At 63.6% G+C, this 13,970-nt stretch carries 12 protein-coding genes and 2 pseudogenes; 12 read left to right on the top strand and 2 right to left on the bottom strand.

Annotated features, from left to right (window positions below):
• The first annotated feature begins 101 nt into the window (after window positions 1-101).
• On the top strand, window positions 102-488 hold the full coding sequence (locus tag B8W69_RS03040) for an STAS domain-containing protein (RefSeq protein ID WP_085288504.1): 387 nt from the start codon (window positions 102-104) through the stop codon (window positions 486-488).
• Here B8W69_RS03040 and B8W69_RS03035 read toward each other — a convergent pair.
• Window positions 485-1,507, bottom strand: coding sequence for an AraC family transcriptional regulator (locus B8W69_RS03035; protein WP_085288503.1), 1,023 nt, complete (start codon window positions 1,505-1,507; stop codon window positions 485-487). The two genes, B8W69_RS03040 and B8W69_RS03035, sit on opposite strands and share 4 nt — an antisense overlap.
• A gap of 426 nt (window positions 1,508-1,933) precedes the next feature.
• Here B8W69_RS03035 and B8W69_RS03030 point away from each other — a divergent pair, with 426 nt between their 5' ends.
• The 4 genes from B8W69_RS03030 to B8W69_RS31930 all read left to right on the top strand — a co-directional run bounded on the left by B8W69_RS03030 (window position 1,934) and on the right by B8W69_RS31930 (window position 5,397).
• Window positions 1,934-2,656, top strand: coding sequence for a GAF and ANTAR domain-containing protein (locus B8W69_RS03030; RefSeq protein ID WP_165762534.1), 723 nt, complete (start codon window positions 1,934-1,936; stop codon window positions 2,654-2,656).
• 4 nt (window positions 2,657-2,660) lie between these two features.
• Window positions 2,661-3,830, top strand: a complete 1,170-nt coding sequence (locus B8W69_RS03025) for an AI-2E family transporter (RefSeq protein WP_085288501.1) — start codon at window positions 2,661-2,663, stop codon at window positions 3,828-3,830.
• 33 nt (window positions 3,831-3,863) lie between these two features.
• Window positions 3,864-4,322, top strand: a complete 459-nt coding sequence (locus B8W69_RS03020) for an SRPBCC family protein (protein ID WP_085288500.1) — start codon at window positions 3,864-3,866, stop codon at window positions 4,320-4,322.
• A 451-nt stretch (window positions 4,323-4,773) separates the two neighbouring features.
• Window positions 4,774-5,397, top strand: a complete 624-nt coding sequence (locus B8W69_RS31930; RefSeq protein ID WP_085288499.1) for a DUF2267 domain-containing protein — start codon at window positions 4,774-4,776, stop codon at window positions 5,395-5,397.
• Window positions 5,398-5,708: 311 nt separating this feature from the next.
• On the opposite strand, the gene B8W69_RS03010 is transcribed toward B8W69_RS31930, so the two are convergent.
• A complete protein-coding gene (locus B8W69_RS03010; RefSeq protein WP_085288498.1) occupies window positions 5,709-7,361 on the bottom strand; it encodes a PucR family transcriptional regulator in 1,653 nt (550 codons plus the stop codon).
• 660 nt (window positions 7,362-8,021) lie between these two features.
• Here B8W69_RS03010 and B8W69_RS30895 point away from each other — a divergent pair.
• From B8W69_RS30895 to zwf, 7 genes and pseudogenes are all read left to right on the top strand, one after another.
• Window positions 8,022-8,240, top strand: coding sequence for a hypothetical protein (locus B8W69_RS30895; protein WP_181447323.1), 219 nt, complete (start codon window positions 8,022-8,024; stop codon window positions 8,238-8,240).
• A gap of 498 nt (window positions 8,241-8,738) precedes the next feature.
• On the top strand, window positions 8,739-9,077 hold the full coding sequence (locus B8W69_RS03000) for a hypothetical protein (RefSeq protein WP_133057959.1): 339 nt from the start codon (window positions 8,739-8,741) through the stop codon (window positions 9,075-9,077).
• A 137-nt stretch (window positions 9,078-9,214) separates the two neighbouring features.
• Entirely contained in the window at window positions 9,215-9,796 is a 582-nt protein-coding gene (locus B8W69_RS02995) for a DJ-1/PfpI family protein (RefSeq protein ID WP_085288579.1), read from the top strand.
• Between the two features lie 557 nt (window positions 9,797-10,353).
• Complete coding sequence (locus B8W69_RS02990; protein WP_085288496.1) at window positions 10,354-10,620, top strand: UBP-type zinc finger domain-containing protein; 267 nt, start codon at window positions 10,354-10,356, stop codon at window positions 10,618-10,620.
• 106 nt (window positions 10,621-10,726) lie between these two features.
• Window positions 10,727-11,044, top strand: a pseudogene (locus B8W69_RS02985) (thiamine pyrophosphate-binding protein); the annotation flags it as partial.
• A gap of 32 nt (window positions 11,045-11,076) precedes the next feature.
• A pseudogene (gene tal / locus B8W69_RS02980) lies at window positions 11,077-12,203 on the top strand (transaldolase).
• Window positions 12,200-13,765: a glucose-6-phosphate dehydrogenase gene (gene zwf, locus B8W69_RS02975; RefSeq protein ID WP_085288495.1), complete on the top strand. Its 1,566-nt coding sequence runs from the start codon at window positions 12,200-12,202 to the stop codon at window positions 13,763-13,765. Before tal ends, zwf begins: the two are co-directional and overlap by 4 nt.
• The last annotated feature ends 205 nt before the right edge of the window (window positions 13,766-13,970 follow it).

Here is a 13,970-nt window from a genome sequence, read left to right as displayed (position 1 = left end):
ACTGGTGATGGGGGTGCGGCGCAGATCGGACAGCGCCGGGACGCTCGACGGATATCGAGACAACCATTTGGCTTGCTTGACTCTCTAGAAGCACTAGGGAGGTGGAGTCAGTCAGCGAGCGTGACGCAGCAGGTCAAGAGGGGGGGTCGTTCTCGTACACCGTGCAACGACTTCCCGACACCACGAGCATCGTCTACGCGACAGGTGAGCTCGACGGTGAAACACACGCGGGGATGTCCCGCACCATCGCCGACGAATTGACACAAGAGCCGGCACAGCTGGTGCTGGAGCTTTCAGGCGCGACGTCCATCGATGATGCCGCTGTCGAGGCCCTGGTCGGCGCTATGGCGCTGGCGGCAGAGTCGGACACATCATTCTGCCTGGTCATGTCGCCGACCGGTCCCATCGCGAGAGTTCTCGCAGCCGCCGATCTGCTCGAGCGGTTCGAAATCTTTGCGACGGTCGACGAAGCGCAACGTCACCGCTAGCGGTCCGCCGCGCGAAGCGTCTGTGACGGGGGTTCACCGAACAATTGACGGTACTGCTGAGCGAACCGGCCGAGGTGCACGAACCCCCACCGGCTTGCCACCGTAGTGACCGCTGAGGGCCGTGTCGGTGACGCGTCAGCGAGCTCGGCCCGGACCCGTTGCAACCGTAAGTGGCGCAGGTACGTCATAGGCGGCGGCTCGCCCGCCTTGGCGAACGCCTTCTGCAGTGCCCTCGCGCTGACACCCGTCGCGCGGGCAAGTGCCGCGGTCGTCCACTCCGATTCCGGATAGCTGCGCATCAAGTCGATTGACTGCTGCACCGTCGCTGCAGAGGTAGGCCGACCATCCTCACGGAGTGCGTGCGTGTAGTTGTGCGGCTGCGTGAGCAGTAGACCCTCAAGTAGCAAATGCTGCAAATTCGCGGCTGCGAGTGGATTCGTGAGGATTCCGGCATGGTTGCCGGCCTCTCGCGCCAGAACCGCTACCAGGCTCAGCCAACTTTGCGACGCCCTGTCCGTCAGGTCCAGCCGACGAGCGAACTCCACGGGCTTACCAATCGACCGGTCGAGCAAATGTTCTAGCTCGCGAGTCAGCTCGGCCGGGGCGATCCTGATGCCGAGCTGGCCGCAATCGGGTGACCATAGATGTTCGACGTCGGTGCCGGGTCTGAAGACCGTCGCCGACCCGGGCGAAGTGACGGTGGTTGCGTGACCATCGGGCCAATTCGTCAGGCTGTGACCCGACACTGCGACAGCGATCTGATAGCCGGGCATGTCCGCTACCCGCATCGTCGCCTCACCACCGAAGTCGAGGTAGCCGATACTGAGCAGCGGCAGCTGCTTGGCCATGACGCGAATGTGTAACGAGCCCGTACCGCTCGGAGTGATCGCGACAGGGAAAAACGCGGGCCGCAGGGCCTCCGTCGCTTCGTCGATATCCGTCGTGTCCGTTAGTTGCGCCCAATGGGACGTCAACGCGTCGAGGTGGTTCGCGACAAGTCGCTGACCGTCCTGGTTCACCGCCGCATCCGCCCTCCACCTGCGAAGTTATCGGGTCCGTATTGCCTTTCCCAATCGTGGTCATCTCACTGTATTCCCGCGTCGGCCCGTCCACGCCTCCGGGATTTAGTTAACATTCTTAACTGATGAAGCGCCCCACGGCACGTCGGGGCCCCCTTTCAGGTGAGCGGAGCCGACACGACGCATGAGGCGTTTTTAACGCCTCGGGTCGCCGAGACTCGGACACAAATGGCTCCGCGAGGTCGACGACGCTTCCGATTTATTGATCTGTTGGGTCGACGCTTGAACTCCAATCCGGTTGGCATAGTGGTACGGCAGTCACGCAATACCCGTCGGGAAATTCGGGGGAGGAATGGGTACAACGAAACCGGCTATGGGGCAATGGTTTGGGATGAGTCACGACGGTTCCCCCGAAATGGTTTCGCCGTGGTCGCGGTAGGGCACTTCGCGGATCCCGGGCAACCGCGCCACGGGCGCCGCGGTAAAGCGGTTCAGTCGACGATCGCAAAACTGGCCAGTGCGATGGTCGGCACAGCGGGCGTCGAGGACGCCCTCAGCAAGCTGACCGGTGCCTCATTGGCATTGATACCGGGCGCCGACTGCGCAAAAATTTCGATAATCGAAGACGGCCATCTGCGATCGATCACAGCGACATCGCAGCTGACCTCATCACTCGACAGCGCTCAGCAAGCGGCCGGCCACGGTCCATGCCTGGAGGCGATCACCGCAAAGAAAGCGACTTGCTGCAACGATCTGCGCACCGATACCCGATGGCCGCGATTTGCGCCTTCCGCGACCACCGCCGGGGTGCACAGCGTCTTGTCCTCTCCGATAGGCATTTCCGGTGACAACTGGGCAACGTTGACTCTTTTCGGGTTCCGAGCCGAAGCCTTCGGGCCCGACTGCGAGGCAGTTGGCGCGATGCTCGCCAACCATGCCGCGATCGTACTTATGCAGGACGAACAGGAGCGTCAATTCAAGGCGGCGCTTGCCACCCGCGACGTCATCGGGCAAGCCAAAGGCATGATCATGGAACGCTTCGGTGTCGACGCCGCTCGCGCCTTCGCGATGCTGAGAGCGATCTCGCAAAAGACCAATACCCCGCTGCGCGAAGTGGCCTCCCGAGTTGTCCACTGCGCGAAGCAATGACGCGATGAGCAACACGACGGAGCTGAGCGCGGCTGCAGCAAGTAGCTTCACCCGGGGGCCCCGCGACACAGACGGAGGGCCCATTGCTGATGCCGAAGACGTTGCGGCGCAGCTCAGTACACCAGATCAGCCCGTGGGGCCTCCCGGGCGCCGATTCGACTGGCACTCACCGTTCTTCGTCGGCCTGACCGCTTCGGCCGGTGTCGCGGTGACATACAGCGCGGTACGCGGTCTTGCGGCGGTGTCGTCGGTGCTTCTCTTGATTGGCGTAGCTTTCTTTGTAGCCTTGGGGCTCGAGCCTGCCGTGTCGTGGTTGGTCGGGAAGAAGGTGGCTCGCTGGGCGGCGGTCACCGCGGTGCTATTCGTAGTGATCGCGGTGGTGGCCGGATCGCTGGCCGCGGCCATTCCCCCGCTGGTGCAGCAGGCGCGGGAGTTCACCGACCAAGCGCCCCATTATATCCAGCACATCGGGGACCATTCGTCCTGGATCGGCCGGCTCAATGACCGCTTCCACCTCCAACAACGAATCACCGAGACAGTCAACGGCTCCGGAGGGTCGGTCGTCGGGCAGGCCGTCAAGGCGGGAAGGACGGTCTTCGGGGCCGTAGCCGACGTTGTCGTCGTCGCCGTGCTGACGGTCTACTTTCTGGCCGATTTTCCCCGGATCCGCGCGACTTTATACCGCTTCGTGCCGCACTCCCGCCGTCCCCGTGCGATCCTCCTCGGGGATCAGGTGTTCGCGAAAGTGGGCGCATATGTGTTCGGCAACATCGTCATATCGGCCATCGCCGGGGTGGCCAGCTTCGTCTGGCTCGTCATCTTCGATGTGCCCTATCCGCTGCTGCTCGGCATACTCGTTGCTTTGCTGGACCTCATCCCGTTCGGGTCGAGCGTCGCCGGTGTCATCGTCGCCGCAGTCGCACTCACCGTCTCCATTCCGGTAGCCATCACAACTCTGTTGTTCTACACGTTCTTCCGCTTCGCCGAGGACTATCTGTTGGTACCCAAGATCATCGGGCGCGCGGTCAACGTGCCGGCGGTCGCCACATTGTTGGCCGTACTCGTCGGCGGGGCGCTGCTCGGAATAGTTGGTGCGCTCGTTGCCATCCCGATAGCGGCAGCCGTTCAACTGGCCGTTCGAGAACTTCTTTTCCCCACGCTCGACAGACTGTGAGCAAGGCCGTCGGATGTTCGAACCGGAGGCGACATGACGGTCACTCGAGATGTCGACGCCACACGCGAGCGCGTCTGGGATGTTCTGGCCGACGGTTGGACCTATTCCAGCTGGGTGGTAGGAAACAGCCGAACGCGCGCCGTGAGTAGGAGATGGCCTTCGCCGGGCACCCGGATCTTGCACTCCATCGGAGCTTGGCCGGCGGTGATCAACGACGAGACCGTCGTCGAATCCTGCTATCCGCGTAAGGAACTCGTCTTGTTCGCCCGGGTGAGGCCGGCGACGGAGGCGCGCATCACGTTACGGTTGAGCAATAATGGCGCGGGCTGTCAGGTCGCAATGTCGGAATTGGCGGTGTCGGGCCCCTTGAGCTGGTTGCCCGAGACCCTCCAAGCGGCGGCATTCGCACCGCGGAATCGTGAATGCCTTTGGCGGCTAGCGCAAATTGCCGAGCGCCGGGACGCCGACGAGCTGCCAACGAAGGCAACTTAACTCAGTGACTTTGATCGTGCTGCTGCGCCGAACCGCGACCGGGCGAATGCCTGGGCTGGGCTGTAACCAGCCGGTTCCCCGGGGGGAGGTCGCACACGTCGACGCCGCCCTCCGCGTCGACAGTGAGGCTGATCCGTGTGCCGGCGAGGGGGACGTTGTGCGCACAGGCAAGAACCGACCCGGAGCCATTGGGCACACCTGAACCTGGCCGTGCGGAATGTCGGGGTTGAAGCGGAGCAGGCTGCGCAGCACCAGGCGTGAGGACGCAGCGGCCCAGGCTTGCGGCGAACATGACGTCGGATACGGCACGGGACGAGAGAACTCGGCACGGAGAAAGCCGCAGAACAGCTCGGGCAGCCGACCCCCGAAGTATTCGGAAGCGTCGAGAAGCCGCAACGCAATCTGTTGAGCCTCTTGGACAAAACCGTGATTCGCGAGCCCGGCGACGGCGATGGCGGTGTCGTGCGGCCACACGGAGCCGTTGTGCCCCATTACTGTGCAGCACCACGTGTGCCGATCGCTGCCCCGTGGGGCGTCGATTTTTAAAGCCGGAGAGCCTGCCGGGCCGATAAATGCCGTCCTGCACCGCGACGTGAGCTCACCCGCCAGGCTGATTACCAGCGCCGGAATCCGACTCCCGAGAACGATGCACCGGCGCTCGAGGCTCGGCACGATATGGGAAGCCGGAACCCATGGAGGAAAAATGCGATATGAGGAATTCATTTCGTCAGTGGCCGAGCGTAGCGGCCTGTTCGCAGGAGACGCGGTGGCGGTCACCCGCGCCACCTTGACCACCCTCGCGGAGCGCATCAGCGGTGGCGAGGCGCGCGATCTGGCCGCTCAACTGCCCTCACCGCTACAAGATGCTTTGCTCCCAACGGAAGAAGAGGCCGAAGCGTTCAGTTTCGACGAGTTCATCGACCAAGTGGCTGAACGGAGCGGGCGTGACGCGGAGACCGCCGAGACTGCCGTGGACGCGGTCATGGCGACGATTCACGACGCGGTGACACCAGGAGAGTTCGATGACTTATTAAGCCAGCTGCCCACGGAGTTTCAGCGGCTGGGCGCGCGATGATCCAGCCGACGCTCGGATCCCGGTGCAAGGGACGGACTAGGGGTAGCAAACGGCGGTCAAGCGTTGGTCGGTGCGACCGGCTCTTGCGGCGGGCGGTGCGGCGTTGTCGTTGACCGGCGCGGGCGATGCCGCCTTGATGCCGTAACGTGTCACTTCGCTTTTGATTCCAGTCCGCTGCGCGGCGAAAACTGGCCCCAGAGACCCGAAAATGAGCGGCGAATTCGCCCTTGCGGAGCAGGAGCGGCGCCACCGGGCGATGCGCCCCGTTCAGTGAATAGTTAAGCCACGCATTGGCTTCGACTACAGCGCGATCACGTACCCGCGGTAAGGAAGCGCCAGGCTCGCGTTGCGGCATGCAGGTTGAAGCGAGTATCAACATCGCGAAGGTCCAAATGCGTCAGGTCCCCGATGCGGCCGAGTCGATACCGCAACGTGCTCCGGTGAATATGCAGAGCGGCAGCCGATTCGTCGTAGTTACCGCCGCACTCGACATAGTGACTCAAGGTATTTACCAGATCGGAGTTTTTCGCGGCGTCGTAATCCATTAGCACCCCCAGCCATTGGCGGACGTACTCGTCGACGACGCCGGCGGTATGCGCCGCATCGACCAAGTGGTAGAACCCCAGCTCGCAGTAGTCGGACAAACCCCAGGGATGGGCCGAGTTCATCCGGACATTGAGCGCGCGCCGGGCTTTAAGTAAAGACTGCGGAAAATCGGCCGGCCTATCACAGCGCGATCCGATGCCAATTGCACACGCCGAGTCGCCAAGCTGTCTGCTGACCTCCAGGTGCAGTGCATCGGGAGCCGGATGACTGTCGACGAGTAACACGACCAGACGTCCTTGGCGGCCCGCCAGGTAGTTCATGTTGAGGCTGGCTGCGGCACGGCCCGCGGCGGCGATGTCGGCGCCGCGCCCCCGCGCGCTGTAAATCACCACAACATAGTGCGGCCGGCGCAAGTCATGAGCCAGCGCCTCGGCGCGGGCGTAGGCCCCTTGCTCGTCGGTGCCCACCAGCAGGTCATCGACCAGTTCGCGGCGCAGATTTAGTTGCAGATCCGCGAGGTTGCGTTGATGGGATAACTCGAGGCCCAGCACATTGCTGCAGTACCCGAGGGCGAACAACATGTCCTCGTCGACCTCGTCGTCGCGGACAACGAGCGCGACAACGCCGAGCATCTCCGCGCGTGGCTTTATCAGGACGCACAGGCGATCCCCGGAGCGCACCGGACCAGCCTGCGTAGAGAGCGAACGCAAGAACGTGTCGCGCCGGCCGTACTTTGGCTTCGGGTACTGGAGTGGCCGTCCGGGCCCTGCCCATGCGCGGAGGTTGCCGAACCTGTCTTCGATGCAGACCGGACGTCCCGTCAATCGATGAAGTGCGTCGGCGATGCCTTGCAGGCCCTCGCCAGCGGTCAACGCCGCCTCCAGCAGCTCATGCGTATGCGTCCGGGTCTTCAGCCGATGCACCGCTGCGGCGAGAACCTCATTCGTCTCCGCGAGTTGGCTGGCTCGTACAACTTCCCGCTGATGCAGCTTGGCGCATGCCAGCGCAGCACCGGCATTTTGTGCGAGCAGCTGCAGTAGCAAATGGTGATCAGGTGTGGGCTCGGCACTGGCGCCGATCACAAGGCAACCTTGTACAGCATCCCGATGGCATAGAGGAAACGCCCACCCCCAATCTCCCCGGGGCAACTCGATCCTGCCCTCCCAGCTCGATCGCTGAAGCATGTCTGTCAGCCTCGGGCGCTCGGTTTGAGAGGATGGGCACAGCTTCATCTCATCGTCGACAGTGCAGTAGCTGGCCTCGACTCGGCACGGGCACAGGGCCGCAGCCCCTTCAGTAGCTACGGCGAGGATGTCCTCGGGATCCAACGAATGGAAGTTGATTCGGGTCAGCGCCGCAAGGCCTCCCGGGGTGTCGGTTGGCTCGTAATCGTCAGCGATCGTCGAATTGGCGTTCATGGCCGTATGCGTTCCGCTCGAATTAAGAATGGATGGCGCGGGGAAACGGGATCCAGTCGCGCGTCGCGCACCTCCCCCACGCCCCGGTCAGCCACCGGACTGCCACGCTTCGAAGGACTGAGGCCTTGTCCGGCGAAACCAGGGTTTCTAATGCAATACCCGCAGCTTTACTGCCGAAACTCTCGCCATATTAACATTTCACGCCGGCACATGTCAGTCCTGACAAACCGGCCGACGGGGCGGGCTACCTGTCGCCGGCGCGGCGCAGCATCGAAGCGGAACCCAGCCAGACAATCAGCGATCCCAGCGAAATGCCGCCGAGCATGGTGAATGAGGTTGCGAATCCCATTGTCTGCCGTTTGTGGCCACCACTGCCAGCCCATAGAGCGGCAGCATCGCGGCGTTGCCCAGGTGGAGACATCACCGCTGCTGCTACCGCCAGCAGCGGCCGGCACCTGAGGAGGATCCGCAACGGCTTGATACGCGGCTGGTCGGTGGCGAGCGCCTCCCCGCGGGCGAGGTGATGGTCGATGTGACCAGCAATCCGAAGTGCCAGCCCAGCAGGCCGGCGATGGCCGCTCCAGTCATGTTGCCGGCGTGATCGAGGCCTGGTTGCGGCCGTTTTGACCCGTGAACCTTGCTTGCCCAACGACGCCGAGGGTGATGCCGATCATCCCGGGTGCGATCGTTGCCCCGGAAATGCACATCACCGCCTGGGCCCCCGGCGATCACCCAGAAGTGCTGCGACGTCAGGATGACCGCCGCGCCCGCCACGGCACCAAGCCCGACGACGATGACGCAGGCGCGCTTGTGGCTGGTGGCGTCGACCAGCGCACCCGCCGGAGTGACAGCGAGCATGCCAAACAGCGCCCAAGGTGATGACCGCGCCGATGGTGCCGGTGCTCCAGCCACGGCTCTGCAGTAGCACGCCCAGCAAGGGGCCCATACCGGCCTCCATGTCGGCCATGAAGAAGCTAACCGCATAAAGGGCGACCCGGTCTCGCTTCGAGACCGTTGGCGCCGATGGGTACTCACTCTCGACATCCCTCGATGTTCCGCCACGTTGGTGTGGCCGCCGCCACTCCCCCACACCTGCGGGTGCGGACGAGACCCCCGAGAGAGATACGCGAACGAATTACGCTGTGCGCGTTACTGTTTCGTCTACCTCCCAGACGACGGTGTCGCCACAGTTAAGCGGGAATTAGTGGGCGTAACCGATCGTTACTCAATGGGCCGCCTTCGATGGCGCGCGATGGACGAAGGACAAAAATGAGATGCGTAACCTGCGGAGACGAAATCCTCCGAGAGCGAACCGAATTGGGGTTCGCGTACTGCACCAAGCGAGCGTGTGTTCGCGCCAACGCCGCAGGTCTGCTGGTGGCGGAGATTGCTCAGCATAAGACGAATGCCGAGTATGTCATCCTCCGGGGTGAAGCCGGGCAAAAAGCCCTTCGGGACATGAGAGAAGGCAAGTACCGACGTGATCCCGTTGTGGTGAAGCGAGAACGCCAGCACGCGCGATTCGATGTTCCGAAAGGCGAGTTCCGCAAGCCGAGGGTGCAGAAGTACTCGTCGAACAGGATTAAGTTTGTTCAAGCCCTGCAGAGCCAGGGTTTCGCGGTGGAGGAAATTCTCGAAAAGGGTGCCTACATGGGGCTGACCCGCAGCGAAGTCGTGCGGTACATGACTGCCAGAAGGGGAAGTAATCCGCGATGATCCGGCCGTCCTGTCACGGCGGGGCGAATAACGACTGACATATTCGCTCGGTCGGGAGCAGGATATCGACGTCCGCAACGGCGATGCTTGTCAGCGGGAAGTCCCCGTTTACACCTCGTTGCCGAGTGGAGTCCGAGATGACCGAATGCCTCCAAGGTTTGAGGATCGCACTGCTTGCGGCGGACGGCGTCGGCCAGACCGAATTAGACTGGTCGGGCGATGCGGTGCGACGAGCGGGCGCTCAGACGCAGCTGTTGTCGCTGCGAGCCGGGCAGATCGAATCGCTCGATGAAGACCTCGACCCAAGCCGCGTGTACACCGTCGACCGGGCGGTGGCCGACGCGTCGGCCGACGACTACGAGGCGTTGCTACTGCTGCCCGGGATGGTGAGATCCCACCAGCTTTCCAGCCACGACAGCGTGGTCTCATTCGTCGGTGACTTCATTAGCTTGGGGAAGCCGGTCGGGGTCGTCTGCCACGGCACCTGGACCCTGCTTGAGGCGGGTGTGGCCCGGGGCCGAAGTCTCCCGTCCTATCTGACGATCCGGTCCCTGCGACAGACCGGCGCCTCCATATTGGATGGCGAGCCAGCCTCGCCGCACGCGCTGCGCGCGTTCTACAGCACCATTGTCGAAGAATTTGCTCGCCTTTCCAAGCAGTTAGCTCCCGCGTCGTACGGCGAGAGCGCAGATCCCAGCGCTTGGTTGGCTTGTGATTGAAGCGCGGCGGCGTCCCGAGGTTGACAGCGCCGCGATCGGACTGGCCGGCTTGTGAGCAGCCGTCACCCGGCACGTTCCGCCGGTGCGGTGACATCATTCGATTCCGAAAGGCGTTCTCGGGAAACGCATTGGCGTGCAGAAGGACCGCACCCTAGGGCTCGGCCGGCTCTCCACGCCACTGCAGTTGTGCCGCTGTCTGATCCGTTCGCTCAGCACCAGGGAAAGGCTGCCCGCAAGAGCTGGCACGTCTCGGCCAGAGCACGCGCACCCGTGGACAGCTGCCGAACCAGCCTGCAACGAACGCTTTCAAAAGGAACACCGCGGCCCTGCGCGCAAAGCCGCGTCCCGATCCGAATGGTCGTGCTGGCGTAACGAATTGGGGCCAACAATTTCCACCCGCTGGGCGCACGCGCTGTCGACGCAACGTTGACAGAGTGGACGAGGCGCCGGCTACCTTCCAGCGCTTCACCGTTCGCGCGAGCCGGTGCTTCCGTTGCGGCGCAAGGAAAAAGGTTCGATAAATCACTCGCAGAACAAACCCTCAAGGAGGACCGTCAATGACCTCGACGCACATGGATCCCGATGTCGTCGCCATCAACCCAGTGAGCCCGCGCACCCACAAGGGCTGCCAAGAATGCCTGCGGCACGGCACGCAGTGGGTGCATTTGCGGTTATGCCTCACCTGTGGATACGTCGGCTGTTGCGATTCGTCACCGATGCGCCACGCGAACGCGCACTTCCGTGCCACTGACCACCCGATTGTGCAGTCCATGGAGTCCGGAGAGACGTGGCGCTGGTGCTACGTGCACCAGAACTATGTCTAGCGCCCAGCTCGGCCCACACACGTCGGGGCCGGCGCTCTATCGGTTCCTACCGCCGCCACGGCGTCATTCTGATCGGCGATCGGGTTTACCAGAACCTGGGGGGCGTGCGGTCGACACCATCCGGGTGCTCGCTGCCGACGCCGTGCAAAAGGTCGACAACGGCCATCCCGGCACCCCGATGAGCCTGGCGCCGCTGACGTACACGCTCTTTCAGCGGCAGATGCGTCACGACCCCAGCGACGTGCACTGGCTGGGCCGCGACCGGTTCGCCGGACACAGCAGCCTGACGCTCTACCGCCAGCTGTTCCTTGGTGGCTTTGGGCTCGAACTGTCCGACCGCGAGGCGCTGCGCACGTGTGGCTCGAAGACACCGGGCCACCCAGAGTTCGGCCGCACCAGGGGCGTGGAGATCACGACCGGGCCGTTCACTGCACAACTGAGGAAGCGAATACCCGGATGACTCAGAAAAAGTCACAGAATCCCAACCTGGCGGCGCTGTCGGCGGCAGGCGTATCTGTCTGGCTGGACGACCTGTCGCGCGACCGCGTGCGCACCGGCAATTTGCAGGAGCTCATCGACACCAAGTGCGTCGTCGGCGTCACCACCAACCCGACGATCTTCCAAAAGGCGTTGTCGGAAGGCCACGCGTATGACGAGCAGATCGCCGAGCTGGCCAAACGTGGCGCCGACGTGGACGCCGCCGTCCGGACTATCACGACCGACGACGTCCGCGAAGCCTGTGATGTGTTGTGGCCGCAGTGGGAGGCGTCCGACGGCGTCGACGGCCGGGTTTCGCTCGAGGTTGATCCGCGGCTCGCCCACGACCCCGACAAGACGATCCTGCAGGCGATCGAGCTGTGCAAGGTCGTCGACCGGCCCAACGTGCTGATCAAGATTCCCGCCACACGGCCGAGTCTGCCGGCGATCACCGCTGCTCTTGCCGAGGGCGTTTCGGTTAACGTGACGCTGATCTTCTCGGTCGAGCGCCATCGCGCGGTGATGGACGGTTACCTGGCCGGCCTAGAAGCGGCCAAGCCGGCCACGATCTGTCGAAGATCCATTCTGTCGCTTCGTTTTTCGTCTCGCGGGTTGACACCGAGATCGACAAGAGGCTGGAAAGGGTCGGCACCGAGGAGGCGCTCGCACTGCGCGGCCAGGCCGCCGTCGCCAACGCGCGGTTGGCGTATGCCGCCTACCAGGAGGTGTTCCTCGGCGGCCAGCGATTTGATGCGCTGAAGGTCGACGGGGCGCGGGTGCAGCGCCCGCTCTGGGCTTCGACCGGGGTCAAGAACCCCGACTACCCCGACACGCTGTACGTCACGGAACTTGTCGCGCCGAACACCGTAAACACAATGCCGGAGGAAACAATCGACGCGGTCGCCGACCACGGGGTGATTGCGGGTGACACCGTCACCGGCCGGGCGGGTGAGGCGCAGGCGGTGTTCGACAAGATCTCGGCGGTGGGGGTGGATCTGCGCGATGTGTTCATCGTGCTCGAGAAGGAGGGCGTCGAGAAATTCGAGGCGTCGTGGAATGAGCTGCTGAAGGCAACGCAAGCCCAGCTGGACGCCGCGGCGAAATGACGACCCTCCAATCGACCAAGTCCACACCGGCCGCTGCGGCCGCCTGGGTTAACCCGCTGCGAGACAGGCGCGATAAGCGGCTGCCGCCTATCGCCGGCCCCTGCACGATGGTGATCTTCGGGATCACCGGGGATCTGGCCCGCAAGAAGCTGATGCCGGCGATCTACGACCTGGCTAATCGCGGGCTGCTGGCGCCGACGTTCGGACTCGTCGGTTTCGCCCGGCGAGATTGGGACGACGAGGATTTCGCCGCGGTCGTCTACGACGCCGTTAAGCGGTATTCGCGCACGCCGTTCCGCCAGGAGGTGTGGGACCGGCTGGCCGAGGGCTTCGCGTTCGTGCATGGCACGTTCGATGATGAGGCGGCGTACGGCCGGCTGGCTGAGTGCGTTGAGAAGCTCGACGCGGAGCGCGGCATCGACGGCAATCACGCTTTCTACCTGGCGATTCCGCCGGAGGGCTTTCCCGTGGTGTGCGAGCAACTGCAGAAGTCCGGGCTGGCGCGTCCTCGGGATGGCGCCTGGAGCCGGGTGGTGATCGAGAAGCCGTTTGGCCGTGACCTGCAGAGCGCCCGCGAACTCAACGCTATCGTTAACGAAGTCTTTCCCGAGGAGTCGGTGTTCCGCATCGACCACTACCTCGGTAAGGAAACAGTCCAAAACATCTTGGCGCTGCGGTTCGCCAACGAGCTGTACGAACCGATCTGGAACGCGAATTATGTTGACAACGTGCAGATCACCATGGCGGAGGACGTCGGCCTCGCCGGACGCGCCGGCTACTACGACGGCATCGGAGCCGCCCGCGACGTGATCCAGAATCACCTGCTGCAACTGCTGGCGCTTACCACAATGGAAGAGCCGATCAGATTCAGTGCGCGCGAGCTGAAAAACGAGAAGGTCAAGATCCTCTCGGCGGTCCGGCTAGCCGAGCCGCTCGACGAGACAACGGCCCGCGGCCAGTACAGCGCTGGCTGGCAAGGCAGCGAATACATCCGCGGCCTGCACGAGGAGGAGGGATTTTCCAAGGCGTCCACCACCGAGACGTTCGCGGCGATCACGCTGGAGATCGACACCCGCCGCTGGGCCGGCGTGCCGTTCTTCCTGAGGACCGGAAAACGCCTGGCCCGCAGAGTGTCCGAGGTCGCGCTGATCTTCAAGCGCCCACCGCATCTGCCGTTCGACCAGATCATGACCGAGGAGCTCAGCCACAACGCGTTGGTGATCCGAATCCAGCCAGACGAGGGCATCACGTTGCGGTTCGGCTCCAAGGTGCCCGGTACCGCGATGGAGGTCCGCGACGTCAACATGGACTTCTCTTATAGCTCCGCGTTCACCGAGGACTCGCCCGAGGCGTACGAACGACTGATCCTCGACGTGCTACTCGGTGAACCGTCGCTGTTCCCGGTCAATGAGGAGGTCGAATTGTCATGGCAGATACTCGATCCGGTCCTCGAGTACTGGGCCGAGCACGGTCGGCCCGAGCCGTATGAGCCCGGCAAGTGGGGACCCTCTTCGGCGTTCGAAATGCTGCGGCGCATGGGCCGGGAGTGGCGGCGGCCATGATCGTCAAGCTTCCCAACACCACAATTAACGACATCAACAAGCGGAGGATTCGATCGAGGCCACCACCGGGGCGAGCCGCGAGCACCCATGCCGCGAGCCGCCCTGTGGGCCGTCCTGGACGCATTTGGGTGGCACGGGAACTCGGCGTGGAGGCGCAGTTCACGATCGAGTTCGTGAAAACGGGGTCCAGCCGTCAGCCGAACGC

This window comes from Mycolicibacterium vulneris, from assembly GCF_002104765.1.
In the GTDB taxonomy this organism is placed as follows: Bacteria; Actinomycetota; Actinomycetes; order Mycobacteriales; family Mycobacteriaceae; genus Mycobacterium; species Mycobacterium vulneris.
The sequence above is the reverse complement of the archived record's forward strand: the minus strand, read 5'-3'. Positions and strand labels throughout refer to the sequence as shown.

What these genes read in the sequence shown, in the direction of transcription:
- B8W69_RS31930 (WP_085288499.1), top strand. Translation starts at nt 4,774, where the DNA reads ATGGCGGTGTCGTGCGGCCACACGGAGCCGTTGTGCCCCATTACTGTG.
- B8W69_RS03010 (WP_085288498.1), bottom strand. Translation starts at nt 7,361, where the DNA reads ATGAACGCCAATTCGACGATCGCTGACGATTACGAGCCAACCGACACC.
- B8W69_RS03025 (WP_085288501.1), top strand. Translation starts at nt 2,661, where the DNA reads ATGAGCAACACGACGGAGCTGAGCGCGGCTGCAGCAAGTAGCTTCACC.
- zwf (WP_085288495.1), top strand. Translation starts at nt 12,200, where the DNA reads ATGACGACCCTCCAATCGACCAAGTCCACACCGGCCGCTGCGGCCGCC.
- B8W69_RS03020 (WP_085288500.1), top strand. Translation starts at nt 3,864, where the DNA reads ATGACGGTCACTCGAGATGTCGACGCCACACGCGAGCGCGTCTGGGAT.
- B8W69_RS02995 (WP_085288579.1), top strand. Translation starts at nt 9,215, where the DNA reads ATGACCGAATGCCTCCAAGGTTTGAGGATCGCACTGCTTGCGGCGGAC.
- B8W69_RS02990 (WP_085288496.1), top strand. Translation starts at nt 10,354, where the DNA reads ATGACCTCGACGCACATGGATCCCGATGTCGTCGCCATCAACCCAGTG.